The organism is Pampinifervens navoyensis, from assembly GCF_046159715.1.
In the GTDB taxonomy this organism is placed as follows: Bacteria; Aquificota; Aquificia; order Aquificales; family Aquificaceae; genus Pampinifervens.
This window is the reverse complement of sequence record NZ_JBJXCT010000008.1, coordinates 1-22,887: the sequence shown is the minus strand read 5'-3', so window position 1 is coordinate 22,887 and position 22,887 is coordinate 1. Positions and strand designations below refer to the sequence as shown.

Sequence of the window (22,887 nt, the reverse complement as noted above, 5' to 3'; positions counted from 1 at the left end):
CAGTGGAAACTTGCTCACCTTTATTCCCTTATAATCAAAGGCAAAATGGAAAGACTAAACCCATCCCAGGAAAGGGCAGTCAGGCACTTTGGGAGGCCTCTTCTCATCGTGGCGGGTGCGGGCTCTGGAAAAACAAAGACCCTTGCCCACAAGGTGGAGTTCCTCATAAGGGAAAAGGGCATAAGCCCCCAGAGGATACTGGCTATAACCTTTACCAACAAGGCGGGGAAGGAGATAAAGGAAAGGGTTAAAAGGGTGGCAGGAGTTGAGCTTCCCTGGGCTGGCACCTTTCATTCGGTGGCTCTGAGACTTTTAAAGACAAAGGGCAAAAAGGTGGGCATAAGCCCGGGCTTTGGTCTTCTTTCCGAAGGAGACAGGAACCAGTTTATAAAAAGGCTGGCTCATTCCATGGAAATAAAGCCAGAAAGTTTCAAATCTTACATGGCACATAGACTGGAAGACCTCAGAGAACCCTACGACCAGAGACTTGAGCCTGCCCTGCAGGAATACCTGAGGCTTTTAAAGGAGATGAACCTTCTGGACTTCAGCACCCTAATGCTTTATCTGAGGGAGCTTCTTGATAAAAGCCCAGAGGTAAAAGAAGGCTTTGATTTCTTGCTTGTGGACGAGTTTCAGGACACCAACACGGTGCAGTATGAGATAATAAGGCTCTTTGCAAGAGAGAACGTATGCGTTGTGGGAGACCCTAACCAGTGCATCTATGAATGGAGATATGCAAGACCTGACAACATAATCCGCTTCAAGGAGGACTTTAATCCTGATGTGATAAAACTTGAATACAACTACAGGTCCGCACCACACATAATCCATGTGGCAAACGCAGTTCTCTCTTCCTCCTCTGCCACGTGGAAAGAGCTGATACCGACCCTCATACCCACAAGGCAGGAAGGAGAAAAGCCCGTGGTAAAAAGGTTTGAAATAGAGGAAGAAGAGGCAGTATGGATAGCCACAAAGATAAAGGGGCTACTTCAGTCCCACAGACCATCCCAGATAGCCATACTGGTGAGAGTGGGCTACATAACAGAGCCCATTGAAAGGGCCCTGTCTGGGATGAAGGTTCCCTACAGAATAGTGGGTGCGGTGAGATTCTTTGAAAGGGCAGAAGTCAGGGACGCACTGAGTTTTTTAAAGGTCTTACTCAACCCACAGGACAGGCTCAGCTTCTCAAGGGCTCTGGGGGTTGCCACAAGGGGCATAGGGGAGAAGACCATTGAAGCTATCTTTCAGGCTGGTAAGGGCAACTGCCTTGCAGGGTCTCAGCTCCTTTTAAAAAGCCTTCCGCAGGCAAAGGCGATGGAGCTCTACAGCTTTCTCCAGAGACTCTCAAGGCTAAACAAAAATCTTGCAGACTATCCTCAGGCGCTGGAGGATTTTCTGAGAGATTTAGACTTCTGGGAGTATTTAAGAGAAAGCTACAAGGATGCACAGGAGAGAGAGGAAAACGTAAAGGAGCTTCTCAGATACCTCAGGCAGAAGCACTCGGAAGGCTACGGACTTCAGGATTTGCTGGAGGAGGTGGATTTTCTGAGCGGTCAGGAGGAAGAGGAGGGTTCTGTGAAGATAATGACCATACATGCCAGCAAGGGCCTTGAGTTTGATGTGGTTTTCCTGCCAAGGCTTGAGGAGGGAATACTCCCCCATGAGAAGGTTCTTGAAAGTCAGGAAGAGCTTGAAGAGGAACTGAGACTCTTTTACGTTGCCATAACCAGAGCAAGGGACCTTCTCTTTATGACCTACACAAAAAGCTCAAAGCCCAGCAGGTTTCTATCATACATCCCCAAAAACCTTCTTGACCTTTCCGCCTTTGCAAAGAAAAAAACCAGCTACATGCCCGAGCTCAGAAGCGTAAAAACCTTCAGGGTCGGGGAAAGGGTCAGGCACGAGCTTTTTGGCGAGGGGGTGATAGTTGCCCTTGAGGACTCAAAGGCGGTGGTGGAATTCAAAAGGGGCAGGAAGAGCATACACACAGCCTTTCTGAAGCCCGTGGTATAATTAAGCTATGACAAAGACAAAGGTTGCATGGAGCATAACCCATCAGGAGTTCACCATAACGGACTATTACTACTTTTCCATACTCCAGAGGGAGGCTGAGAAAAGAGGTCTCATTGTTGATGAAGTTGACAACTGGGAAAAGCTCTCTGAATATCACACCATAGTCTTCAACTACCCCGAGATTCCCTTTACAGAAAAAGAAGCTCAGGATGTGGAAAGGTGGGTGTGGGAGCTTGGTAAGAAGGTAATTCTGCTTGGATACTACAAAAACGAAGACCATATAGCGGACACCTGCAACACCCTTGCAAGAAGGTTTGGCATGGAGCTGAACCCTGACGAGGTGACCGACGAGGTGAGCAACCATCAGGGAGACAGGTATTTTGTGGTTAGCTCAAAGATAAGAAGGTATAACAAGAACGAGAAGAACGAGGTGACAGTAAACCGCATAATGCTCGCCTGCAGTGCTTCCATAAAGCCCCTCATGCCCGACATAAAGGTGGTGGTGCGTGCAGAAGACACCGCCCAGTCCAACATGGGGCACTATACTCTCCTCATTGCGGAGCAAATCGCTCCCACGAGCGGTGGATACTTCTGCCTTGCAGGCACATGCGTCTTCTGGGACAACTACTCCATAACACTCTATGACAACCTTGAGTTTTCCATAAACCTTCTTAGACACACTCCACAGCTTAAAGTGGAAGGTGGAAAACAGGTTATATTAGAAGTCTGAAAATATTTTTTCAGCGAGGAGGGATGCCATGGATGCCCTGAGAATGCTGGAGGAATTTCCAGAGCAGTTTAGAAGGGTAGAGTGTAAGAGCATCAAGCCTGAGGAATACAGTGGAATAGTCTTCAGCGGTATGGGAGGGTCAGGCATAGTGGGGGACTTCATGAGGCTTTTTCTGAGAGGAGACAGACCTGTAGTGTCCCTGAGGGGCTATGACCTCCCACCCTTCGTAAAAGAGGGCTGGCTTCTTGTCTGCACCAGCTACAGCGGAAACACAGAAGAGACCCTGAGCACACTCCAGGAAGCCCTGAAAAGGGGGCTAAAGCCAGTATGTGTAAGCTCTGGCGGAAGACTTAAAGAGATAGCAGAGAGGGAAGGGCTGATGCACATTCCACTGCCCCAGGGCTATCCACCGAGATATGCCCTTGGCTTTATGCTTTCAGCTCTCATGTGCCTTTTTGGCATGGATGAATCTGTGGAAAGGCTCAGGGAGCATCTTATCAGACACAGGGAAGAGATAAAGTCACAGGCTCAGGATATTGCCCGCTCCATGTTTACATACATCCCCATAGTTTACGGAACGCCTCTTACTGAACCTGTAGCCTTCCGCTGGAAAACGCAGATAAACGAGAACTCAAAGACCCTCTGCTACAACGCCTTTCTGCCAGAGATGCACCACAACGAGGTGGTAGGTCTTGACAATGCTCAGATAAGAAACCTCTGCACCTTTACCCTACTATATGACCCTATGGACAATGATAGGATTCTCAAAAGGGTTGAAATAACCCGTCAGATATTTGAAGACCTTGGCGTGGTTCTGAAAGTGTTGTCAGGAAAAGGGGAAAGCCTTATGGAAAGGCTTCTGTATCTCACATACCTCGGGGACTGGGTCAGCCTCTACCTTGCAGAGCTATACAGGCAGGACCCGATACCTGTCAGGGTCATAGATTTTATAAAAAGGAGCATGTTATAATTAGGCTCACTATGGAAATAGGCTGGCTCGTATTTGGACTGGTGGTTCTTACTGCTCTGTTTCTTGACCTCTTTGTCTTTCACAGGCATCCCCACAAGATATCCCTCAAGGAAGCCCTTCTGCTCTCCGCCTTCTGGATAGCCCTGGGTCTTGCCTTTGCAGGCTTTGTCTATTACACGAGGGGATACGACAGGACTGTGGAGTATCTGACGGGCTATCTTCTTGAGAAGGCACTTAGCCTTGACAACATTTTTGTTTTTATACTCATCTTCTCCTACTTTAAAGTTCCCGAGGAATTCAGACACAAGGTGCTCTTCTGGGGAGTTTTAGGAGCCATCGTTTTCAGGGCCATATTCATCTTTGCAGGTCTTGAGCTCATAAAGCACTTCCACTGGATGGTCTACATATTTGGCGTCATACTCATCATCTCCGCCATAAAGCTTCTGACCACAGAAGAGAAGGAGTTTCATCCAGAGCACACCCTTGTCTACCGAATAGCAAAGAAGATAATCCCCCTCAGACCTCACAACGGAGATGGCAGGTTCTTCATAAGGGAGGGTGGAAAGCTCTACGCAACCCCTATGTTTCTTGCTCTTGTGTTTGTAGAGAGCTCGGATATCATGTTTGCCATAGACTCGGTGCCAGCCATAATCGCCATATCAAGAGACCCCTTTATAGTTTACACATCAAACATCTTTGCTATACTGGGGCTCAGGTCTCTTTACTTTGCGGCTGCGGGTGTGCTTCCGCTCTTTCACTACCTGCACTATGGACTCTCCTTTATCCTCGGCTTTATAGGTGTCAAGATGCTCCTTTCGGACATTTACAAGATACCGGTGGAAGTTTCTCTTCTTCTCATAGGCAGTGCAATTTTTGTTTCGGTAGTTGCCTCCATAATAGTCAAAAGGGAAGAAAAGTCTTCTGAATGATTAGGGTTCTTCAGGTAGTGGACGGTCTTGGTTGGGGAGGGACAAAGGAACAGACATATCTGATAACGAGGGAGCTTTCTCTAAGGGGTATTGAGGTTCATGTGGCTCTCTCTTTCCAGTATGAGCTTATGGTGAGAAAGCTCAGAGAGTATCCCGTAAAGCTTCACTTCTTTGAAAACCACAACAGACTCTCCCGCCTCAACCTTGCAAACTACTACAGGCTCTGGAAGATACTCAAAGAGGAAGAATTTGATATAGTTATTGCCAACTCTCCCCATGCCCTTGACTTTGTGAGGCTATCCTTACTCTTTCTAAGGAAAAAGCCAAAGGTTATAGCTTACAAGAGGACGGGCAAGGGTTCCAGCCAAGTTTCCAAACTGCTAAAGTATTCAGTTGCAGACAGGATTGTGGTGGTGGACAGGACAACCCTTGAAAAACTAAGGCGTGAGGGCTTTTTTCCAGAGAGGCTCGTCTACATCCCCAGCGGTCTTGACCTTCAGAGGTTCAGACCCGTGGAAAAGGAGAAGGCCTTAGAGAAGAGAAAAGAGCTTGGTATCCCCCCAGACTGGAAGGTTTTTATAAACGTGGCAAACTGGAACCCAGAGCACAAGGGTCAGCCACTTCTGATAGAGGCCTTCTCAAGGCTGAACTGTCGTGACTGTATTCTCCTTCTCGTTGGTCTCCAGACGGATGACTACGCCCCGGAATACGCAAAAAGGTATGGGCTTGAGGGTAGACTTCTGGGGCTTGGCTTTAGAGAAGATGTGCCAGAGCTTATCAACATGGCAGATTTTTTTGTCTTTTCCTCCTATTTTGAAGGCGTTGCCGGTGCAGTCCTGCAGGCTATGGCATGCGGAAAGCTAGTAATATCAACTCTTGCTGGTGGTATAGCAGACTATGTTAAAGATGGTGAAAACGCTCTTGCAGTTCCTGTGGGGGACCTCCATGGGCTTGTGCAAAAGATGAGGCGTGCTCTTGGTCTGTCAAAAGAAGAATGTGAGAGTATTTCCAGAAGGGCAATAGAAACAGCCCGGGAGTATTCCATAGAGAAGACCGTTGACATGTATATTGAGCTATTCAGGGAGCTTCTGGGTATATCCTCAGCCCATCAAAGTAGTCCATAAAAGCCCTGTTCACATAAAGACTTCCATCCCTAAAGAGGAGAAGAACTCCAATATGGGGGTTTTCCCTCAAAAACCTTTCCCTGCTTTCGTCATCCATAGCAAGGAGGGCAGTCTCCAGTGCGTCGGTAATTGTGCAGTCGCTATAGGCTACCGTTGCCTGAACAAGGCTGTTTTCCCTTCCAAGGATGTGCCTTCTGAAGTAGTTGCCTCCTGTAGAAAGGCAGAGGTCTTTTGCGTTGTGGCCCTGTGCCAGTATGGAGTTGTCTACTGGATTAAAGATTGCCAGAAGCCTGCTGTGCCCCCATACCTTCATGTCTCCAGCTATGGACACAAAGCCCCATGGGGTTTTTAGCCTCTCGTAAACCTTCTGCACCGTATAACCCTTGCCTATACCGCCAAGGTCTATGGCCATACCCTTTTCCAGAAGGCAGACCCTGTTTGCCTCAATCTTAAGCCTTCTGTAATCTATCAGCTTCCTCGCCTCCTTCTCGCCGAGAAGTTTCTTTCTTCTATGGTTTATGGTGTAGCTACCCACGGTGATGTCAAAAAAGCCGTAGGTTGTCTTTGATACCTCAAGGGCTTTCTTTATGACCTCAAGGGTATCTTCGGAGACCTCCACGCAGCCCTGCCCTGCCTTCTGATTTATCGCCGAAACTTCAGAGGTCTGTATGTAATCGGATAGCTTTTCCTCAAGGCTTTTCATATACCTGTAGGCTTCGTATTCTCTGCCCTCGGGAAGCTCTATAAGGGCGTATGTGCCCATGAGGTGAAAAAGCCTTTCCTGAGAGAGGGCAAGGGATATAAAAAGCAGGAGAGCAAGTAGTTTCACCTCTTTCTCTGTTTTGCAGGCTTTTGTGGCTGTTGTGGTTTTGGCTCTTCCACAGAGACCCTTACCTCAAGGTCCTTTATGACAACCCTTGCGGGCCTTGCCCTGCCTTCTTCAAAAACAAAGCTGAGCATGGGAAGGTCCTGAAGTGAAGAGGAAAGGGTTTCATCCGCAAGAACACCACTTACAAAGCCCATTGCGAGCAGTGAAGGCTGAAGTATGAGGCTGGGCTTTTTGCTGTATTCCAGAACCTTCTTGAGGTCCTGATTGAACTGTGTCTGAACCTCTGCAGGGGGTCTTTCTCCAAAGTAAGCCATGTAAACATGAGAAGGCTGAAGAAGCTTGAGCCTTTCCCCAAGCCCGTCTCCACCCTTTATGTAGTAGGCTTCTGTTCCAAGGGTCTTCAGAGAGGCTACTAGAGATGCAGAAAAAAGGGCGCAGAGGTCTGAGGTTTCCATGTAAACCACCGCTATGCGGTTGTATCCCATATTTCTGAGCTGTTTTGCGATTTCTACGCTGGCGTTTATTCTGGAGTTTGCCCTCTCAGGTAGGAGAAAGGGGTTTACCTGCTGGGCAAGAGGAAATGTCATAAAAGACAGAAGAAAACCAAGTCCGAGCAAACTCTTTCTCATGCGGTCTATTATAATACATACCCGTGGAAGAACTGAGGGAAAAACTAAAAAGGCTGGAAAAGCTATCCCTTGACCCCTTCAAGCCAGAGGCTTTGAGAGAAGAACTGGAGGAACTGATGAAAAGTCTTCCCGAGATGAGCAGGGAGGAGCTGGAGGAGCTGGCTCTTTTCCTTCAGAAGTTGAAGATGCAGGTTGAGGAAAATTACAGGACATGCTTTGGATGGGTGGAGTTCGCTCTCAAAGGGGGGTTCAGGAGAGAGGTATGATATTCCTCCTCCTTATGCTTTTTTTGAGCCTTTCTTTTGCCCTGCAGGTGGAAGCCATAAACAGGCAATCCCACGCTCTCATTGATTATATGAAAAGGATTGAGGAATTCCCCCAGGTGCTGGAGGGTAGGCAGCTCAGGGAATGGCTCACAGAGGACAGACTACCAGAAGGAAGGCTTTTTATAAACGGCAGAGAGCTAAAGGATGAAGACATCAAATCCCTGATGGGAAACATGAATCTGGAGGCAGTTGAAGAAATCCTTTTTGTCAGGTTTGGCTGGACTCTCAGAAGAAGCAACATGCGCATGTATCCCAGCAATGCGGTCATCCACAGAGGAAATCCCAAGATTGATTACAACCAGTATACCCTTCTTGAACCCCTCACTCCTCTGGCAATTCTTCACAAATCAAGAGACGGAAACTGGCTCTATGTGCATGCTCCCTACATGAGAGGATGGGTCAGAAGGGAGGATGTGCTTCTGATAGAAAGAGAAAAACTTATGAAAGTGCTCAGACTGCCTTTTCTTGTTGTGTCAAGGGGTGGGGTGGAGGTTGAGGGTATCTTCTTTGGTCTTGGTTCAAAGCTCTACTACGAAGAGAAAGTGGGGGACAGATACAGGGTGCTTCTTCCAGATATGAGAAGGGTCTGGATTGAAAAACACGAGGGGCTTGAGGAGGGCTATTTGAGCTTCAGAGAGGATAGGGTAAGGTCAATACTTGAAAGCCTTCTTGGCACCGCCTACGACTGGGGAGGCAAGGAGGGAAGATGGGACTGCTCTTCTCTGGTGCAGAGCCTCTATGCAGTTTTTGGTCTTGAGCTTCCCAGAAACTCCTCCCAGCAGGCTCAGATAGGCAGGCTTGTGGCTGCAGGCTTTAAAAGCTACGAAGAACTTAAGGAGACTCTTAGAAGAATGCCTCCCTTCAGGACGCTTCTTTTTATGAAGGGTCATGTTATGGTATACGGAGGATTTCAAGAGGGTGAACCAGTGCTGTATCATGCAGTGCACAGACTGAGAAGAGAAGATGGTTCAGAATGGCAAATAAACTCGGTGTATAAAAACCTGTTGGAAAGGGACAGTCTGAGAAACATATATCGGTTGATAGTAGCGGTCAGAGTGCTTGATTAGAGCTCAAGAACCTCACCCAGTTCTGGTGTATGAGAACTAAGACCCAGTTTTTCCTTTATAGCTCCCCCGAAGACCTTCATTTTCTCCTCCTCTCCATGTATGAGAAAAACCCTTTCGGGTTTTCCAGCATAAGAAAGCCACTCCAGCAAACCCGCCTGGTCCGCATGGGAGGAGAAGCCGTTTATGGTAAAGACCCTTGCCCTGACTGCTATCTCCTCTCCAAAGACCCTGACGCTCTCCGCACCCTCTATTATCCTCCTTCCCAGCGTTCCCTGAGGCTGATAGCCCACAAAGACTATGGCACACTCCTCACGCCACAGGTTGTATTTGAGGTGATGAAGAACCCTTCCACCGTTCAGCATACCAGAGCCGGCGATTATCACGGCACCTGAGCCTACAGAGTTTATAGCCTTTGACTCGTCCACCTCCTTCGTATAGTGGAGGTTGGGTAGCTCAAAGGGGTTTCTCTGGAGGAAAACTCTGTAGGTTTCTCTATCATAGAATTCTGGGTGTGAGGTGAAAAGCCTTGTAATGCTTATGGCAAGAGGGCTATCAAGGAATATCTCACACTTGGGAAGCCTTCCTTCTTCATGGAACTCTCTCAGCACGTAGAGTATCTCCTGAGCCCTCTCAAGGGCATAGGAGGGAATTATCACATTTCCTCCCCTGCCAATGGCATACTGGATAGCCTGAAGCAGTTCTTCCTTTGATTCTTCAAAGCTCCTGTGATTCCTGTCTCCGTAAGTGCTTTCTATAAATATGTAGTCTGCAGGCGATGGGCTTTCTGGGTCGTGGACTATGGGTTTGTTCTTGTTTCCAAGGTCTCCAGAGAAGATTACCCTTTTGTGCCTCTTATCCTCATAGACCTCAAGCTCCACAAAGGCGGAGCCCAGTATATGCCCAGAGTCTCTGAGCCTCAGACTCACGCCCTTTGAGAGCCTGTAGTCTTGATTGTAAGGAAGCCTGACCCTGAAAAACTCCATGGCTTCCAGCACGTCGTATTCTTCGTAAAGGGGCGGTTCTGGCACTCTGCCTGTTCTCTGGAGCTTTTTAAGGGCGGTTTTGTAGTTTTCATACATGACCTTGCTGGCATCAAGGAGCATTAGCCTTGAGAGCTTTGCAGTTGGCTCTGTGGAGATTACCTTCCCTCTAAAACCTTCCTTCACCAAAACTGGAACTCTTCCACAGTGGTCTATGTGTGCATGAGTGAGAACAAGGTAGTCAATCTCTTTGGGGTCAAAGGGAAAGGGCTCGTGGTTTCTCCTTTCCTCAAGCCCCTGAAACATCCCGCAGTCAATTAAAAGCCTTACATCCCTTGCTTCCACATAGAAGCAACTGCCTGTTACAGTTTTTGCACCACCGTATGGGATGACTTTCATGCCATGGTCTGGAGGTACAGTCTGGCAACCCTCTGAGCCAGGCTGTTCATCCTCCTTATGTATCTTGCCCTTTCCTGCACAGAAAGCACACCCCTTGCATCAAGCAGGTTAAAGGTATGGGAACACTTCAGAAGCTGGTCGTAAGCAGGAAGCACAAGTCCCTCGTCCAGAAGCCTTTTTGTTTCCCTTTCATAAATCTCGTAGAGTTCAAAGAGCACCTTTGGGTCTGACTTTTCAAAGTTGTAGACGCTCCACTGATATTCTGAGGGCTTGAAAACCTCCCCATAGGTGAGCCAATGGTTCCACTTTATGTCATACACGCTGTCCACATCCTGAAGATACATGGCTATTCTCTCAAGTCCGTAGGTAATCTCCACCGATATCTCCTCCAGGTCAAGACCACCCGCCTGCTGAAAGTAGGTAAACTGGGTTATCTCCATACCATCCAGCCACACCTCCCATCCAAGCCCCCACGCGCCCAGAGTGGGAGATTCCCAGTCATCCTCCACAAACCTTATATCATGCTCCTCTGGCTTTATGCCAAGGGCTCTGAGGCTCTCAAGGTATATCTCCTGAGGGTTGTCCGGTGCGGGCTTTAGTATTACCTGAAACTGGTAGTAGTGCTGGAGCCTGTTGGGGTTTTCTCCATACCGGCCATCCTTCGGTCTTCTGGAGGGCTCCACATATGCCACGTTCCAGGGCTTTTTGCCCAGCACCTTGAGGAAGGTGGCAGGGTTCATTGTCCCGGCTCCAGTTTCTATGTCGTAGGGTTGCCACACTGCACATCCCCTCTCCGCCCAGAAGCGATGCAGGGTCATGATAATGTCCTGAAAATACATGGGGATTATTTTAACTCCTTTCTCACCCTCTGCAGAAGGTTATGAGCCAGCCTTGTGGGCTCGGGGATTCTGTAGATGGAAGTCCTCAAAACCAGCTCAATGGCAGTCTTCAGGCTTATCCTGTGCCCCACAGAGACATATACCGGTTCTGTGTGGTCCTTTGTCCTCAGGATTGCCCCTACCACGCTGCCCCTGTAGGTAAGATATGAATAGCTACCCCTTTTGAGTTCCGGCTCCTTTCCGTAGCCAAAGAGCCTTGTCTTTGCCACACCCACGCTCACAGAGTCAGTCTCCACCCCAAAGTGGGACGCTATCCCACAGCCTCTGGGATGGGCTATTCCCTGTCCGTCAATAAAAAATACATCCGGCTTTAACTCCGCCTCATTGTATAGACTTAGCATAAGGGGAAGCTCTCTGAAAGCCAGAAAGGTGGGGATGTAAGGGAAATCCACCACGCCTTCCACCACCTTCTGATAGACCACCTTCAGGTCCGGTAACCTGACTACCACGAGGGATGCCCACGCCCGAGTGGGGTTTTCTTTTATGCTTTCAAAGGTGAGGTCTATGCCTCCTATGAGCTCTACCTTCTGGAAGTCATCCCTCTGCAGGACTTTTCTGGCACACTCAAGCTGAACTTTTTCAAGCTCTTTGAGGTTTACATTCATCCTTCAGGTCTGTAAAATTGTAGCATGTCCCTCTTTGAAAGCCTTGAGAGGTTCCTTGTGGGACACAGGGGCATTCCAGCCCTTGAACTGGAAAACACGCTTCAGTCTATTCAGAGAGCCATTGAGCTGGGTGCCCATGTGGTGGAGGTGGACCTGCAGAGGACAAAAGATGGGGTCTTTGTGCTGAGCCATGATGATGACCTTCAAAGGGTCTTTGGTGTGAGTATAAAGGTGAGAGAGTCCAGCTGGGAAGAGCTCAGCAAGGTCCACAGAGATGGCTACAGACTTGCAAGGCTGGAAGAAGCCCTTGAGCTTGTAAACGGAAGGGTGGGTATGTTTCTTGAGGTGAAACATCCCGAGGATGCTAAGGCTGTGCTGGATGTGGTTGAGAGCTTTCAGGCAACAGGCTGGACTGCCATAATAAGCTTTTACCCCGCTGCCCTTGAGGCAGTGAGGGGCAGGATAACCACGGGGCTGGTCTACGCAAAACCGCCGGGGATGATTCCAGAAGCCAAAAAGCTCGGATGCACCTTTGTGCTTCCCAAGTATCCCCTCGCCACCCAGAAGGCGGTGGACTTTGCCCACAGGCTCAGGCTTAAGATGGTGGCGTGGACTGTAAATGAGCCAGAAAAGGTAATGGAACTTTTTGAAAGGGGTGTGGATGGTGTGGCAACAGACCACGTGGGGCTTATGAGAAAGGTCCTATTTTCCTGAGTTCTAAAAGGGTTAAAATTTTCTCCATGAAAAGGCTTACATATCTCATGGGACTTGCCATGTTGTTCTCTTGCACAAGCCAGAAGGCAGAAAAACCGGCACCAGTGCAGGACTGGTGTCCTCAGGGGCTTCAGGTGGGTGCTTATGCAAAGATAGAGGGCATTGTGGACTACGAGGACATAAACTGGTGCAAGATGGTTATAAAGGGCCCGCAGGCTACTACAGAGGTATACTACACACAGGACGGCACAAGACAGAGGGTAGTGCAGTATGCTGATAATGTAAGGAGGAGTGAGGTAGAAATAAGGCGCACAAAAGCAATCATGAGGATTTACGATAAAGATGGTAATCTTGTAGAGGAGCTTCAGAGCAGGGAACACTTCTGAGGGCTATATTTTTATTCCATGCTGGTGGACGAGTTTGATGTGGCGGTAATCGGCGGAGGTCATGCAGGCATAGAGGCGGCACTGGCGTCCGCACGCATGGGTGCAAAGACGGTCATGTTTGTTCTCAATGCAGACACCATAGGTCAGATGTCCTGCAACCCCGCCATAGGGGGCATAGCCAAGGGCATAGTGGTCAGAGAAATTGACGCCCTCGGTGGTGAGATGGCAAAAGCTATAGACCATACGGGCATACAGTTCAAGATGCTCAACACACGCAAGGGAAAGGCGGTCTGGTCTCCCCGAGCTCAGGCGGACAAAAAGCTCTACAGGGAATACATGAAAAGGGTCTGCGAAACTCAGGAAAACCTCCACATAAAGCAGGATGAGGTGGTGGACATCATCGTAGAAAACGGCAGGGTGGTCGCAGTCAGGACAAAGCTTGGACTGGAATACAGAGTTAAGGCGGTGGTGGTAGCCACCGGCACTTTCCTCAACGGTCTTATATACATCGGGGACAAAACCTTCCCCGCCGGCAGGGCATGGGAGCCTCCCTCCACGGGTCTTGCGGATTTTTACAGAAGGCATGACTTTCCCCTCTGGCGGTTCAAGACCGGCACCCCCGCAAGGCTTGACAGAAGAACCATAGACTTTTCCGCCCTTGAGCCAGCACCGGGGGACGACCCGCCACCCAAATTCTCCTTCTGGACAGAGCCTACGGGCACTTACTGGTTTGAGAGGGGCAAAAAGCAGGCTCTGTGCTGGATAACCTACACCACACCAAAAACCCATGAGATAATCCGCAAAAACCTGCACAGGACTGCACTCTACGGGGGTCTGATAAAGGGCATAGGTCCCAGGTACTGTCCTTCCATAGAGGACAAGGTGGTAAAGTTTGCAGACAAAGAAAGGCACACGGTCTTTCTTGAGCCCGAGGGCTGGGACACCATAGAGATATACCCCAACGGGCTCTCCACCTCTCTGCCGGAAGAGGTGCAGTGGGAGATGTATCGCAGTATTCCGGGGCTTGAAAGGGTGGAGCTCATACGCCCTGCCTACGCCATAGAATACGACATGGTCCCACCCACAGAGCTCTACCCTACGCTGGAAACAAAGAAGATAATGGGTCTTTTCCATGCGGGAAACATAAACGGCACCACGGGCTACGAGGAGGCAGCAGGTCAGGGCATACTTGCGGGCATAAACGCAGCCCTGAGAGCCTTTGGAAGAGAGCCCATATACCTGCGTCGGGATGAGAGCTACATAGGCATAATGGTGGACGACCTTGTGACCAAAGGAGTGATGGAGCCCTACAGGCTCTTTACTTCCCGTTCAGAGTTCAGGCTTCAGCTCAGGCAGGACAACGCCATTCTGAGACTTTCAAAGCTGGGCTTTGAGCTCGGACTGCTTACAGAGAAACAATATAGACTTGTCAGAGAACTTCAGAAGGAGATAGAAAGCTGGCTTGAGTTTTACAGGACTCAGAAGGTGGCGGTGGCGGTGGGCTCTGACACCAAAAGCTACACACCATCGCAACTGCTCACTGCAGAATATACCATAGATGACCTCAAGAACCTCGGCTTTGAGGTGCCAGAACACCTCTATGTGAAGGAAGAGGTGGAGGTTCAGCTCAAGTATGAGCCCTACATAGAGCGGGAGCAGAAGCTCAACGAAAGGCTGAAAAGGCTTGAAGGTATTACCCTCCCGCCGGATATGGACTATGACAGGGTGCCGGGTCTTACCAACGAGGCAAGGGAAAAGCTCAAGAAGTTCAGACCCATCACGGTGGGACAGGCATCAAGAATTGACGGCATAACGCCTGCCACAATAACCGCGCTGCTTGCCTATCTGGGCAAACTGGATTGAAGCATGTCTTTTACCACCTTTCCAAGCTCTGGAGGTTCCTACTTTACCATCCGCCAGAGAAGTTCGTAGTCCACTCCAAAGTAGGTATGAGCCGGCCTGTCTCTCATCCCCTTTACCTTTTTCCAGTTTTTCCATGATTTCTGACAGGGAAGGAAGTGTGCCTCTGCTTTCCATGCCTTAAAATATAAACTATGCTGGGCTACTATGTGGTTTTCATAACGGTGCCGGTGGAGAAGGGGCAGGAGCTTGCGGAGTTTATCATTCAGAACAGGCTGGGTGCCTGCGTAAACGTGGTGCCAGAGGTCAACTCCATATACTGGTGGAAGGGAAACATAGAAAAGGACAGAGAGAGCCTTCTGGTGGTAAAGACCTCCGCAAAAAAGTTTCAGGAGCTCCTTAAAGGTGTCAAGTCAGTGCACCCCTACACGGTGCCTGAGATTATCGCCCTTCCCATAGTGGCAGGAAACGAGGACTATCTCAAGTGGATAGATGACTCCCTTGGTTGAGTTCTCTCATAGCTGACGGTTCTTTCAAAACTTATAATTTCCCTATGGTCTGCAAGCACCAGCACGAGTTTTACACTCCTAGCACAGGAGCCCAGAAGAGAGTCCTTGTAGTCTTTCTTATCACACTCATAACCATGGCAATTGAAATACTGGCAGGTTATATCTTCAACTCCGTTGCTCTCCTTGCGGACGGAATTCACATGTCAACCCACGCCCTTGCCTTTGCCATAGCCTACATGGCTTACTTCTTTGCCAGAAGGTGGGCAAGGGAGGGAAGCTTTACCTTTGGCACATGGAAGGTGGAAGTGCTGGGAGCCTACACAAGCAGTATACTTCTTTTCTTCCTTTCCTTTCTCATACTTGAGGAGGCCTTTTCAAAGTTTGTAAGCAGAGGAGAAACAAAATACGACGAAGCTCTGCTTGTAGCTCTTTTGGGTCTGGGTATCAACCTTTTGAGTGCTTACATACTTCACGGTGGCCATCACCACCACGAACATCATGAACATCATGACCTCAACTTGAGAGGTGCTTATCTACATGTGCTTGCAGATGCCCTTACTTCCATACTTGCAATAGGGGGCCTGCTTGCTGGAAAATACCTTGGTCTGTGGTTCATGGACCCCCTTATGGGACTGCTGGGCTTTGGGCTCATAATCAGGTGGTCGCTGGGGCTTATGAAGGAAACCGCACCTATCCTGCTTGACAGGGAGGGCAGAAATCCACTCCTTCAGGATATAGTAAGGGCTCTTGAGGAGGACGGTGAGAGCAAGGTCTATGACATCCACCTTCTAAAAATCCATAGCAACCGTTATGCCTGCATAGTGGGGCTTGAGACCTATGGAAACCATGACCTTGAATACTATCACAGAATAATATCCCACTTTGAAGAGATAGCCCACATCACCATAGAACTCAGAAGCTGTGCCCGGCAGTAGTGAACAATTTAACAATTTTGTAAACAATTTTACGCAACTTCCAGAGACCCATCCCTCTGAAAGATAGTAAAATTAACCCTTAGCCAGCGGTGCAGGGCTGGCATGTTTTTTGCAATAACAAACTGCAGGAGGTTGAAGGATGAAAAAGGTGGAAGCCATAATCAAGCCTTTCAAGTTGGATGAGGTCAAGGATGCCCTGGTAGAGATAGGTATAGGTGGTATGACGGTCACGGAGGTGCGTGGCTTTGGTCAGCAGAAAGGACACACGGAAATATACCGTGGCACGGAGTATGTGATTGACTTTCTGCCCAAGGTAAAGATTGAGGTTATAGTCAGGGATGAAGAGGTGGAGAAGGTGGTGGAAACCATCATGAAAACCGCACAGACGGGCAGGGTGGGAGACGGGAAAATATTCATCATACCCGTGGAGGACGTAATAAGGATACGCACGGGAGAAAGAGGAGAGCAGGCAATATGAAAATCTTATAAAGGAGGTCCAACATGCCAAAGTATTCACCAGCGGAGGTGCTGAGCCTCATCGAACAGGAAGGGGTCCAGTATGTGGACCTGAGGTTTTCTGACCTTTTTGGTCAGTGGCAACACCTCACCATACCGGCTTACGAGCTGTCCCTTGATACCTTTGAGGAAGGTAGGGGCTTTGACGGCTCTTCTATAAGGGGCTGGCAGTCCATCCATGAGTCAGACATGCTTGCCTTCCCAGACCCCGCAACCGCCTTCATAGACCCATTCATGGAGCCCAAAACTCTGGTGATGATATGCGACATCTACGACCCCATCACAAGAGAAAGGTATGGCAGGGACACACGCTACATTGCCCAGAAGGCAGAGCAGTATCTCAAGCAAACCGGCATAGGAGACACCGCCTACTACGGACCTGAGGCGGAGTTTTTCATCTTTGACTCTGTGGAGTTTGGCACATCTGCCAACTATGCCTTCTGGAGGATAGACTCAGAGGAAGGCTGGTGGAACAGAGAGATAACCTCTTCTGGCTACAAGATACCCCACAAGAGGGGCTACTTCCCTGTGCCACCCCTGGATAAGGTCCATGGACTCAGGAACGAGATGGTCTCCATCATGTCCCAGCTGGGCATTGTAGTTGAGCTCCATCATCATGAAGTGGCAACCGCAGGACAGGGAGAGATAGACATTCGCTACGACTCTCTAGTCAATCAGGCAGACAAGCTTTTCCTGTATAAATACATAGTCCGTATGGTGGCCCACAAGTATGGAAAGTTTGCCACCTTTATGCCCAAAGTGCTTCCCAACGACAACGGTTCTGGTATGCATACCCACTTCTCCATATGGAAAGAAGGTCAGAACCTTTTTGCGGGGTCTGAATACGCAGGAGTTTCAGAAATATGTCTGTATGCTATAGGTGGTGTTCTCAAGCACGGACCAGCCCTTACCGCCTTTACAAACCCCACAATTAACTCCTATCACAGGCTTGTGCCCGGCTTTGAGGCACCAGTAAGGCTTGCCTACTCTGCAAGGAACCGCTCTGCCGCCATAAGGATACCCACTTACTCTCCCTCTCCAAAGGCAAAGAGAATTGAAATACGCTTCCCAGACCCCACATCAAATCCCTACCTTGCCTTCTCTGCCATACTCATGGCTGCCATAGATGGTATTGAAAACCGCATACATCCTGGAGAGCCCTTTGACAAAGACATATACTCACTGCCTCCAGAAGAGCTCAAGGACATACCTCAGCTTCCGGGCTCACTGGAGGAGTCTCTCAAGGCGCTGGAAAACGACTACGAGTTTCTCCTCAAGGGTGGGGTCTTTACCGAGGAGCTTATAGAAACATGGATAAGCTCCAAGAAAAAAGAGATAGACGAGATAAGGTTCATACCCCATCCGAAAGAGTTTGAGCTTTACTTTGACATTTAAGTAAAAAACCGCCCCGCCCTCAGTGCGGGGCAAAGGAGGAGATAGAATGCGTCGCGCAGGAAGTATTATACCACTACTTCTGGTAAGCCTCTCCTTTGCAGGGGAGTAGGCTCCAAAGTTGGACACTGGAGACACTGCGTGGCTTCTTGTGTCTTCCGCCCTTGTCATGCTCATGACACTGCCCGGTCTTGCCCTCTTTTACGGAGGCATGGCAAAGAAAAAGGACACCCTCAACACCATAGCCATGTCCTTTGTCGCCTACTGTATTGCGTCGCTTGTATGGTTTGCCTACGGCTACAGCCTTGCCTTTGGAGAGGATATTGGGGGCATAATAGGCAGCGCCAGCAAGCTCTTTCTGAGCGGTGTGGGAGTGAGCAGTCTGCAGGGGACTATCCCCGAGCTTCTTTTTGTCATGTTCCAGCTGACCTTCGCAGCCATAACCGTTGCCCTTGCCAGCGGTTCTTTTGTGGAGAGGCTAAAGTTCTCAGCGTGGGTGGTCTTTGTGTTTCTGTGGGTGAGCCTGGTTTATGTTCCCATAGCCCACTGGGTCTGGGGCGGTGGCTTTCTGGCAAAGGACGGAGCCCTTGACTTTGCTGGTGGAACTGTGGTGCACATAAATGCAGGTATAGCCGGTCTTGTGGGTGCTCTTATACTTGGCAGGCGGAAGGATGCGGTGCTTCTTCCCAGCAACCTGCCCCTTGTGGTGCTTGGTGCGGGCCTTCTCTGGTTTGGATGGTTTGGCTTTAACGCAGGCTCCGCTGTGGGTGCTAACGGGCTTGCGGCGGTTGCCATGCTCAACACCAACATAGCCACCGCAACTGCCGCCCTTGCGTGGATGTTCACCGAGTGGCTTCACAGGAAAAAGCCCACCGTCCTCGGGCTCGCCTCTGGAGTCATAGCAGGACTTGTGGCAATCACCCCAGCAGCAGGTTTTGTGAACGTGGTGGGAGCCTTCATAATAGGGCTTATCGCAGGAATTGTCTGCTACTTTATGGTGGCAGAGGTAAAGCAAAAGCTGGGTTACGATGACGCCCTTGATGTGTTTGGTATACATGGAGTGGCTGGCATAATAGGTGCGGTTCTTACCGGAGTCTTTGCAGACCCATCCATAAACGAGGCAGGTAAAGGGCTTCTCTATGGAAATCCGGGACAGTTGTTTATACAGCTGTGGTCTGTGGTGGTGACCATAGTATACAGCGGTGTAATGACAGCCATAATCCTCTTCATAGCCAGGGCTCTTACCGGCCTCAAGGTTGGAGAAGAGGAAGAGGTTGGAGGACTTGACAGGTCCCAGCACGGAGAAAGTGCATACAACATCTCATAAGGAGGTATAGACATGAAGAAGCTTGCTTTAATTACCGCAGTTCTTGGAGGCTTCAGCCTCAGCAATGCCCTTGAGCTAAAGACCGACTTTCTCGGCACCCTCAACATAAGCGGAGCCCTGACGGGCTATATGCTCCACAGCAACAACACCTCTGACACAAAGAAAACCCGTTACGATGTGGGCTCAGCCCTCATAAACATATCAAAGCCTGCAGAACCCTTTGGCTTTACCCTTATTGGCGGTGCCTATGCGACCCCTGTAGTGGGAGTGGGACTCTTAAAGACTTCAGACAGCACCGACCTGTTCAGTCCTCTTCCCGTGGCTTACCTTGAATACGCACCCATAAAGGGACTTTCCCTTCAGGCAGGAAAGCTACCCACCATAATAGGCTACGAGTCTGCCTTTACATACCTTAACAACTACGTTCAGAGAGGACTCATATGGAACATGCAACCCGTCATAAACAACGGTGTAAGACTCACCTACAGCACAGACCTCTTTACGGTAAAGGTGGGTGTAAACGATGGCTTTTATACTCTCAGCACAACACATCCAAAGCCAGCCTTTGAAGGAAGTATAGGAATAACGCCCATCAAGGACGCTTCCCTGTCTTTTAATTTTATAATCCCAGATAAAAGCTCAAGACCCAACGATACCGCCTTCCCTGCCAACAAGAGAGAGTTTAACGCTCTTGCCGCCTATACCTTTGATAGGCTCTCCTTTGGTATGGACTTTATGTATGTGGAAGCGCCCAGAGACGCTGAAGCTGGAGTGCCTGCAAAGGCAAAGGCAAGCGGAGGCTGTTTGCACTTCTCTTATGACCTAAAGCCCATTAAATTATCCGGAAGGGTGGAGTATGTAAAGGACAACTCGGATGCCGGAGGCATAGACCTTGTGGGTTTAGGGGATGGAAACAAAGGATGGACCTTTACCCTCACGCCTGCTTACCAGAAGGGTCCTCTCATGGTAAGGGGTGAAGTCTCTTATGTAAAGGCGGACAACCCCTTTACCTCAAACAACAAAAAGAGTCAGACAAGGCTGGGACTGGAGGTAGGCTTCCTGTTCTGAGGTGCCGCGCCTTGCCCCCTTCCCGGGGGTGTTTTTTAAATGTGATTGAAGAGTATGTGAGGTTTGTCTTATTAAACTATGGTAAAGGCGGTTCTTTTTGACATTGATGGAGTTCTGTGTATAAGGGACAGGCTGATAGAAGGTGCACCTGAAGCCTTTGAAAGGATAAAAAAACACTTTAGAGTAGCCCTTGTCACCAACACCACAAGGGTGTCTTCCAGAACAACCTTTACAAGGTTGCGGTCTCTGGGTTTTAAGGTTGAAGAGGAAGAACTTTATACAGCTCTGAGAGTCTCCAGGATATTCCTCTCGAAGAACAGCGCCAGCGCCTTTATACTTGCTACAGATGAAGTCATGGAAGAGTTCAGAGGTCTGGAAGTCTACCCCCTAAAATATGTGCTCGTGGCGGATGCCTATAAGAGCTTTACATACGAAAACCTCAACACAGCCTTCAGACTTCTCCTTGAAGGGAAAGAACTTCTCGTTTCTGCACCAAACAGATACTTTATGGACACTGACGGCAAGCTCTCTCTCGATGCAGGACCCTTCTGCAAGGCTCTTGAATACGCCTCAGGAAAGAGTGCAAGGGTGCTTGGGAAGCCTTCTGAAGACTTTTTTAGGATTGTTTTGGAGAAGTTAGATGTGTCATCAGAAGAAGCACTCATGGTGGGGGACGACATAGAATACGATGTGCTGGGAGCTCAAAGGCTTGGCATGAAGGGATGTCTTGTCAAAACTGGTAAGTTCAGACCAGAGGACCTGACCAAGGGAAAGCCGGATTTCCTTATAGATTCTGTGAGGGACTTGCCCCGTCTTCTTGGGTTGTAAAAGGTTTCTCTTTCAGAGCTATGATACAATAAGGATAATGAGATTTTCATTTTTTCCCTTCGTCATCGCGCTCACAGGTTGTTCAATGATAGAGGGCAGTCATGTGGTCTCCTGTGAGCCCGTGCTCGGCAGGGATGCCCTTAGACCTGCAGTGTGTGGCAAGTGCCACATAAAGGTGGAAGCGGGCAGACTTGTGATAACTCCCGCAGAGGATTGCCCTGCCTATCAGGTTTACAGGTGCACCACAAGGGATGGAAAAAGCTTTTTCATAAACAACCTTGGATGTAAGCCTTACGAAGAAAAGAAGTGAATGGAAATACTTCTGGCACCTGCCATTTTTCTTCTGACACTCCTTCTTGTATTAGCCCGGCCATGGGGTATTGGTATAGGCTGGTCTGCATGGCTGGGTGCAGGTCTTGCCCTTGTTTCTGGTCTTATAAGTCCTGAGGATATCCTCTACATCGCCAGACTAGTGTGGGACGCCACACTTGCCTTTGTGTTTCTTATATTCATCTCCATAATCCTTGACAGGGCTGGCTTTTTTGAGTGGTTTGCTCTGAAAGCCATACATATGGGGGGTGGGAAGGGAATGTACCTTTTCCTGTCCCTCATGCTCCCTGGAGCCCTCATATCCGCCATCTTTGCCAACGATGGCTCAGCCCTTATGCTCACGCCCATCATTTACTCCAAGATAAAGCACCTGAACCTTCCCAGAAGACACATACTCCCCTACATAATGGGTGCAGGCTTTATCTCTGACACAGCAAGCCTTCCCCTTGTAATATCCAACCTCACCAACATAATAACCGCCCACTACTTCCGCATAAGCTTCTGGGAGTATGCCTTCTATATGCTTCTGCCCAACGCAGTGTCCGTGCTGCTTAGTCTTTTGGTGCTCTACCTTTTCTACCGCAGAGACCTCATAAAGACGTACGATAAGGAGGTTGTCCAGAGCCTTCCACCAGGGTATGCCATAAGGGACGGCTTTATCTTTCGCATGGGCTTTGTGGTCACGGGGCTTCTGGGTCTTGCCTTCCTCTGCCTTGAGCTCCTTAGAATAGAGGTGCCTGTCTCTGTAGTGCTCGGGGGATGTGCTCTCCTTCTTGCTCTTTCCACTTTCAAAAACAAAGAGGTCAGACTGAAAGAAGTTTTTCTCTTTACGCCCTGGAACATCGTGTTTTTTTCAATAGGTATGTATGCAGTGGTCTATTCCTTCAAGAGGGTGGGCTATACGGACAGCATCTCTTGGATAATAAGGGAGCTTTCAGACTATGGAGAGTTGATTGCAATTCTGGGCACGGGCCTTTTGTCTGCATCCCTCTCTGCGGTTATGAACAACCTGCCAACGGTCATGACCATGAACATTGCCATATCAGAGGCTGGGCTAAGCGAGGAGCTAACCCGTGCCCTCGCCCTTGCCAACATAGTGGGAACCAACATAGGACCCAAGCTCACCCCAATAGGCTCACTGGCAACCCTTCTGTGGCTTCATGTTTTACGGCATAGAGGCATACACATAGGCTGGTGGTATTACATGAAGGTAGGCTTTGTGCTTACACCACCTGTGCTTCTCGGAACTCTCTTTTCTCTCTGGCTGTCTCTATGGCTTTTAGGGCGTGTATGAATGAGCTAACCCCTCAAGGTTCATTATATCTCTCAAGCCCACCACCTTTCCCACCACCATAACCGCAGGAGGCTTTACCTCAGGAGGGTTCTCAGAAAGCTCCTTCAGGCTTGTTATCACAACCCTCTGCCCAGAGGTTGTCCCCCTCTCTACAAAGGCAACAGGCTCATCTGGACTCCTACCCACCTCCATGAGCCTCCTTGCTATCTCCTGCCTGTTAGAAACAGC

At 49.2% G+C, this 22,887-nt stretch carries 24 protein-coding genes and 2 pseudogenes; 19 read left to right on the top strand and 7 right to left on the bottom strand.

The genetic code is table 11. The features are described from left to right. Window positions 1-45 precede the first annotated feature (45 nt). Genes ACKRDP_RS06870 through ACKRDP_RS06850 form a run of 5 tightly spaced genes read left to right on the top strand, consistent with a single transcriptional unit; the run spans window position 46 to window position 5,766 of the window. Window positions 46-2,013, top strand: a complete 1,968-nt coding sequence (locus ACKRDP_RS06870; RefSeq protein ID WP_409154036.1) for an ATP-dependent helicase — start codon at window positions 46-48, stop codon at window positions 2,011-2,013. Between the two features lie 7 nt (window positions 2,014-2,020). Then, window positions 2,021-2,743, top strand: coding sequence for a hypothetical protein (locus ACKRDP_RS06865; protein WP_409154035.1), 723 nt, complete (start codon window positions 2,021-2,023; stop codon window positions 2,741-2,743). Between the two features lie 28 nt (window positions 2,744-2,771). Next, on the top strand, window positions 2,772-3,713 hold the full coding sequence (locus tag ACKRDP_RS06860; protein WP_409154034.1) for a bifunctional phosphoglucose/phosphomannose isomerase: 942 nt from the start codon (window positions 2,772-2,774) through the stop codon (window positions 3,711-3,713). Window positions 3,714-3,724: 11 nt separating this feature from the next. Next, window positions 3,725-4,642, top strand: coding sequence for a TerC family protein (locus ACKRDP_RS06855; protein ID WP_409154033.1), 918 nt, complete (start codon window positions 3,725-3,727; stop codon window positions 4,640-4,642). Further along, entirely contained in the window at window positions 4,639-5,766 is a 1,128-nt protein-coding gene (locus ACKRDP_RS06850) for a glycosyltransferase family 4 protein (protein ID WP_409154032.1), read from the top strand. Before ACKRDP_RS06855 ends, ACKRDP_RS06850 begins: the two co-directional genes overlap by 4 nt. On the opposite strand, the gene ACKRDP_RS06845 is transcribed toward ACKRDP_RS06850, so the two are convergent. Together ACKRDP_RS06845 and ACKRDP_RS06840 are read right to left on the bottom strand one after the other, a co-directional pair. Next, on the bottom strand, window positions 5,720-6,595 hold the full coding sequence (locus ACKRDP_RS06845) for an FAD:protein FMN transferase (protein WP_409154031.1): 876 nt from the start codon (window positions 6,593-6,595) through the stop codon (window positions 5,720-5,722). The genes ACKRDP_RS06850 and ACKRDP_RS06845 overlap by 47 nt on opposite strands. Next, the gene (locus tag ACKRDP_RS06840; RefSeq protein WP_409154030.1) at window positions 6,592-7,224 is read right to left on the bottom strand and encodes a hypothetical protein; all 633 of its coding nucleotides are present in this window, start codon (window positions 7,222-7,224) and stop codon (window positions 6,592-6,594) included. Before ACKRDP_RS06840 ends, ACKRDP_RS06845 begins: the two co-directional genes overlap by 4 nt. Window positions 7,225-7,247: 23 nt before the next feature. Here ACKRDP_RS06840 and ACKRDP_RS06835 point away from each other — a divergent pair, with 23 nt between their 5' ends. Beyond that, window positions 7,248-7,490, top strand: a complete 243-nt coding sequence (locus ACKRDP_RS06835) for a hypothetical protein (RefSeq protein ID WP_409154029.1) — start codon at window positions 7,248-7,250, stop codon at window positions 7,488-7,490. Then, window positions 7,487-8,617 (top strand): SH3 domain-containing protein, encoded by a 1,131-nt coding sequence (locus ACKRDP_RS06830; protein WP_409154028.1) that lies wholly within the window; start codon window positions 7,487-7,489, stop codon window positions 8,615-8,617. The genes ACKRDP_RS06835 and ACKRDP_RS06830 overlap by 4 nt, the downstream gene beginning before the upstream one ends. Here the strand turns inward: ACKRDP_RS06830 and ACKRDP_RS06825 are convergent. From ACKRDP_RS06825 to ACKRDP_RS06815, 3 genes are read right to left on the bottom strand one after another with little or no spacing between them, the layout of a single operon-like run. Then, window positions 8,614-9,996, bottom strand: a complete 1,383-nt coding sequence (locus ACKRDP_RS06825) for an MBL fold metallo-hydrolase RNA specificity domain-containing protein (protein ID WP_409154027.1) — start codon at window positions 9,994-9,996, stop codon at window positions 8,614-8,616. The two genes, ACKRDP_RS06830 and ACKRDP_RS06825, sit on opposite strands and share 4 nt — an antisense overlap. Further along, window positions 9,993-10,835 carry a glycine--tRNA ligase subunit alpha gene (locus ACKRDP_RS06820; RefSeq protein WP_409154026.1) on the bottom strand — a complete coding sequence of 281 codons (843 nt, stop codon included), beginning with the start codon at window positions 10,833-10,835 and terminating at the stop codon, window positions 9,993-9,995. The genes ACKRDP_RS06825 and ACKRDP_RS06820 overlap by 4 nt, the downstream gene beginning before the upstream one ends. A 5-nt stretch (window positions 10,836-10,840) precedes the next feature. Continuing rightward, the gene (locus ACKRDP_RS06815) at window positions 10,841-11,500 is read right to left on the bottom strand and encodes an endonuclease V (protein ID WP_409154025.1); all 660 of its coding nucleotides are present in this window, start codon (window positions 11,498-11,500) and stop codon (window positions 10,841-10,843) included. A gap of 24 nt (window positions 11,501-11,524) precedes the next feature. Between ACKRDP_RS06815 and ACKRDP_RS06810 the strand changes: the two genes are divergently transcribed. The 3 genes from ACKRDP_RS06810 to mnmG are packed head-to-tail and all read left to right on the top strand — an operon-like array spanning window position 11,525 to window position 14,463. Continuing rightward, window positions 11,525-12,214, top strand: a complete 690-nt coding sequence (locus ACKRDP_RS06810) for a glycerophosphodiester phosphodiesterase (protein WP_409154024.1) — start codon at window positions 11,525-11,527, stop codon at window positions 12,212-12,214. Window positions 12,215-12,240: 26 nt separating this feature from the next. After that, a complete protein-coding gene (locus ACKRDP_RS06805) occupies window positions 12,241-12,600 on the top strand; it encodes a hypothetical protein (protein ID WP_409154023.1) in 360 nt (119 codons plus the stop codon). 18 nt (window positions 12,601-12,618) lie between these two features. Beyond that, window positions 12,619-14,463, top strand: a complete 1,845-nt coding sequence (gene mnmG / locus ACKRDP_RS06800) for a tRNA uridine-5-carboxymethylaminomethyl(34) synthesis enzyme MnmG (RefSeq protein ID WP_409154022.1) — start codon at window positions 12,619-12,621, stop codon at window positions 14,461-14,463. Between the two features lie 38 nt (window positions 14,464-14,501). On the opposite strand, the gene ACKRDP_RS06795 is transcribed toward mnmG, so the two are convergent. Then, entirely contained in the window at window positions 14,502-14,669 is a 168-nt protein-coding gene (locus tag ACKRDP_RS06795) for a HepT-like ribonuclease domain-containing protein (RefSeq protein ID WP_409154100.1), read from the bottom strand. Here ACKRDP_RS06795 and cutA point away from each other — a divergent pair. The 9 genes and pseudogenes from cutA to arsB all read left to right on the top strand — a co-directional run bounded on the left by cutA (window position 14,655) and on the right by arsB (window position 22,659). After that, window positions 14,655-14,969 carry a divalent-cation tolerance protein CutA gene (gene cutA, locus ACKRDP_RS06790; protein WP_409154021.1) on the top strand — a complete coding sequence of 105 codons (315 nt, stop codon included), beginning with the start codon at window positions 14,655-14,657 and terminating at the stop codon, window positions 14,967-14,969. The two genes, ACKRDP_RS06795 and cutA, sit on opposite strands and share 15 nt — an antisense overlap. Window positions 14,970-15,013: 44 nt before the next feature. Beyond that, on the top strand, window positions 15,014-15,904 hold the full coding sequence (gene dmeF / locus ACKRDP_RS06785) for a CDF family Co(II)/Ni(II) efflux transporter DmeF (RefSeq protein WP_409154020.1): 891 nt from the start codon (window positions 15,014-15,016) through the stop codon (window positions 15,902-15,904). Window positions 15,905-16,043: 139 nt separating this feature from the next. Further along, the gene (gene glnB / locus ACKRDP_RS06780) at window positions 16,044-16,382 is read left to right on the top strand and encodes a nitrogen regulator P-II GlnB (RefSeq protein ID WP_409154019.1); all 339 of its coding nucleotides are present in this window, start codon (window positions 16,044-16,046) and stop codon (window positions 16,380-16,382) included. 23 nt (window positions 16,383-16,405) lie between these two features. Continuing rightward, window positions 16,406-17,815, top strand: a complete 1,410-nt coding sequence (gene glnA / locus ACKRDP_RS06775) for a type I glutamate--ammonia ligase (RefSeq protein WP_409154018.1) — start codon at window positions 16,406-16,408, stop codon at window positions 17,813-17,815. A gap of 46 nt (window positions 17,816-17,861) precedes the next feature. Further along, a pseudogene (locus tag ACKRDP_RS06770) lies at window positions 17,862-19,139 on the top strand (ammonium transporter). 12 nt (window positions 19,140-19,151) lie between these two features. Beyond that, entirely contained in the window at window positions 19,152-20,207 is a 1,056-nt protein-coding gene (locus ACKRDP_RS06765; RefSeq protein ID WP_409154017.1) for a porin, read from the top strand. A 78-nt stretch (window positions 20,208-20,285) separates the two neighbouring features. After that, entirely contained in the window at window positions 20,286-21,035 is a 750-nt protein-coding gene (locus tag ACKRDP_RS06760; RefSeq protein WP_409154016.1) for a TIGR01458 family HAD-type hydrolase, read from the top strand. A gap of 85 nt (window positions 21,036-21,120) precedes the next feature. Then, window positions 21,121-21,345 carry a hypothetical protein gene (locus ACKRDP_RS06755; protein WP_409154015.1) on the top strand — a complete coding sequence of 75 codons (225 nt, stop codon included), beginning with the start codon at window positions 21,121-21,123 and terminating at the stop codon, window positions 21,343-21,345. Continuing rightward, window positions 21,346-22,659 carry an arsenical efflux pump membrane protein ArsB gene (gene arsB, locus ACKRDP_RS06750; RefSeq protein WP_409154014.1) on the top strand — a complete coding sequence of 438 codons (1,314 nt, stop codon included), beginning with the start codon at window positions 21,346-21,348 and terminating at the stop codon, window positions 22,657-22,659. On the opposite strand, the pseudogene ACKRDP_RS06745 reads toward arsB, so the two are convergent. After that, a pseudogene (locus ACKRDP_RS06745) lies at window positions 22,645-22,887 on the bottom strand (uroporphyrinogen-III C-methyltransferase); the annotation flags it as partial. The gene arsB and the pseudogene ACKRDP_RS06745 overlap by 15 nt on opposite strands.

Bases quoted from the DNA above. Each gene is read 5' to 3' on its own strand.
- ACKRDP_RS06825 (WP_409154027.1), bottom strand. From the start codon at position 9,996: ATGAAAGTCATCCCATACGGTGGTGCAAAAACTGTAACAGGCAGTTGC.
- ACKRDP_RS06855 (WP_409154033.1), top strand. From the start codon at position 3,725: ATGGAAATAGGCTGGCTCGTATTTGGACTGGTGGTTCTTACTGCTCTG.
- ACKRDP_RS06820 (WP_409154026.1), bottom strand. From the start codon at position 10,835: ATGTATTTTCAGGACATTATCATGACCCTGCATCGCTTCTGGGCGGAG.
- ACKRDP_RS06760 (WP_409154016.1), top strand. From the start codon at position 20,286: ATGGTAAAGGCGGTTCTTTTTGACATTGATGGAGTTCTGTGTATAAGG.
- ACKRDP_RS06810 (WP_409154024.1), top strand. From the start codon at position 11,525: ATGTCCCTCTTTGAAAGCCTTGAGAGGTTCCTTGTGGGACACAGGGGC.
- glnA (WP_409154018.1), top strand. From the start codon at position 16,406: ATGCCAAAGTATTCACCAGCGGAGGTGCTGAGCCTCATCGAACAGGAA.
- dmeF (WP_409154020.1), top strand. From the start codon at position 15,014: ATGGTCTGCAAGCACCAGCACGAGTTTTACACTCCTAGCACAGGAGCC.
- arsB (WP_409154014.1), top strand. From the start codon at position 21,346: ATGGAAATACTTCTGGCACCTGCCATTTTTCTTCTGACACTCCTTCTT.
- cutA (WP_409154021.1), top strand. From the start codon at position 14,655: ATGCTGGGCTACTATGTGGTTTTCATAACGGTGCCGGTGGAGAAGGGG.
- glnB (WP_409154019.1), top strand. From the start codon at position 16,044: ATGAAAAAGGTGGAAGCCATAATCAAGCCTTTCAAGTTGGATGAGGTC.
- ACKRDP_RS06850 (WP_409154032.1), top strand. From the start codon at position 4,639: ATGATTAGGGTTCTTCAGGTAGTGGACGGTCTTGGTTGGGGAGGGACA.
- ACKRDP_RS06830 (WP_409154028.1), top strand. From the start codon at position 7,487: ATGATATTCCTCCTCCTTATGCTTTTTTTGAGCCTTTCTTTTGCCCTG.
- ACKRDP_RS06755 (WP_409154015.1), top strand. From the start codon at position 21,121: ATGATAGAGGGCAGTCATGTGGTCTCCTGTGAGCCCGTGCTCGGCAGG.
- mnmG (WP_409154022.1), top strand. From the start codon at position 12,619: ATGCTGGTGGACGAGTTTGATGTGGCGGTAATCGGCGGAGGTCATGCA.
- ACKRDP_RS06860 (WP_409154034.1), top strand. From the start codon at position 2,772: ATGGATGCCCTGAGAATGCTGGAGGAATTTCCAGAGCAGTTTAGAAGG.
- ACKRDP_RS06815 (WP_409154025.1), bottom strand. From the start codon at position 11,500: ATGAATGTAAACCTCAAAGAGCTTGAAAAAGTTCAGCTTGAGTGTGCC.
- ACKRDP_RS06870 (WP_409154036.1), top strand. From the start codon at position 46: ATGGAAAGACTAAACCCATCCCAGGAAAGGGCAGTCAGGCACTTTGGG.
- ACKRDP_RS06865 (WP_409154035.1), top strand. From the start codon at position 2,021: ATGACAAAGACAAAGGTTGCATGGAGCATAACCCATCAGGAGTTCACC.
- ACKRDP_RS06840 (WP_409154030.1), bottom strand. From the start codon at position 7,224: ATGAGAAAGAGTTTGCTCGGACTTGGTTTTCTTCTGTCTTTTATGACA.
- ACKRDP_RS06765 (WP_409154017.1), top strand. From the start codon at position 19,152: ATGAAGAAGCTTGCTTTAATTACCGCAGTTCTTGGAGGCTTCAGCCTC.
- ACKRDP_RS06805 (WP_409154023.1), top strand. From the start codon at position 12,241: ATGAAAAGGCTTACATATCTCATGGGACTTGCCATGTTGTTCTCTTGC.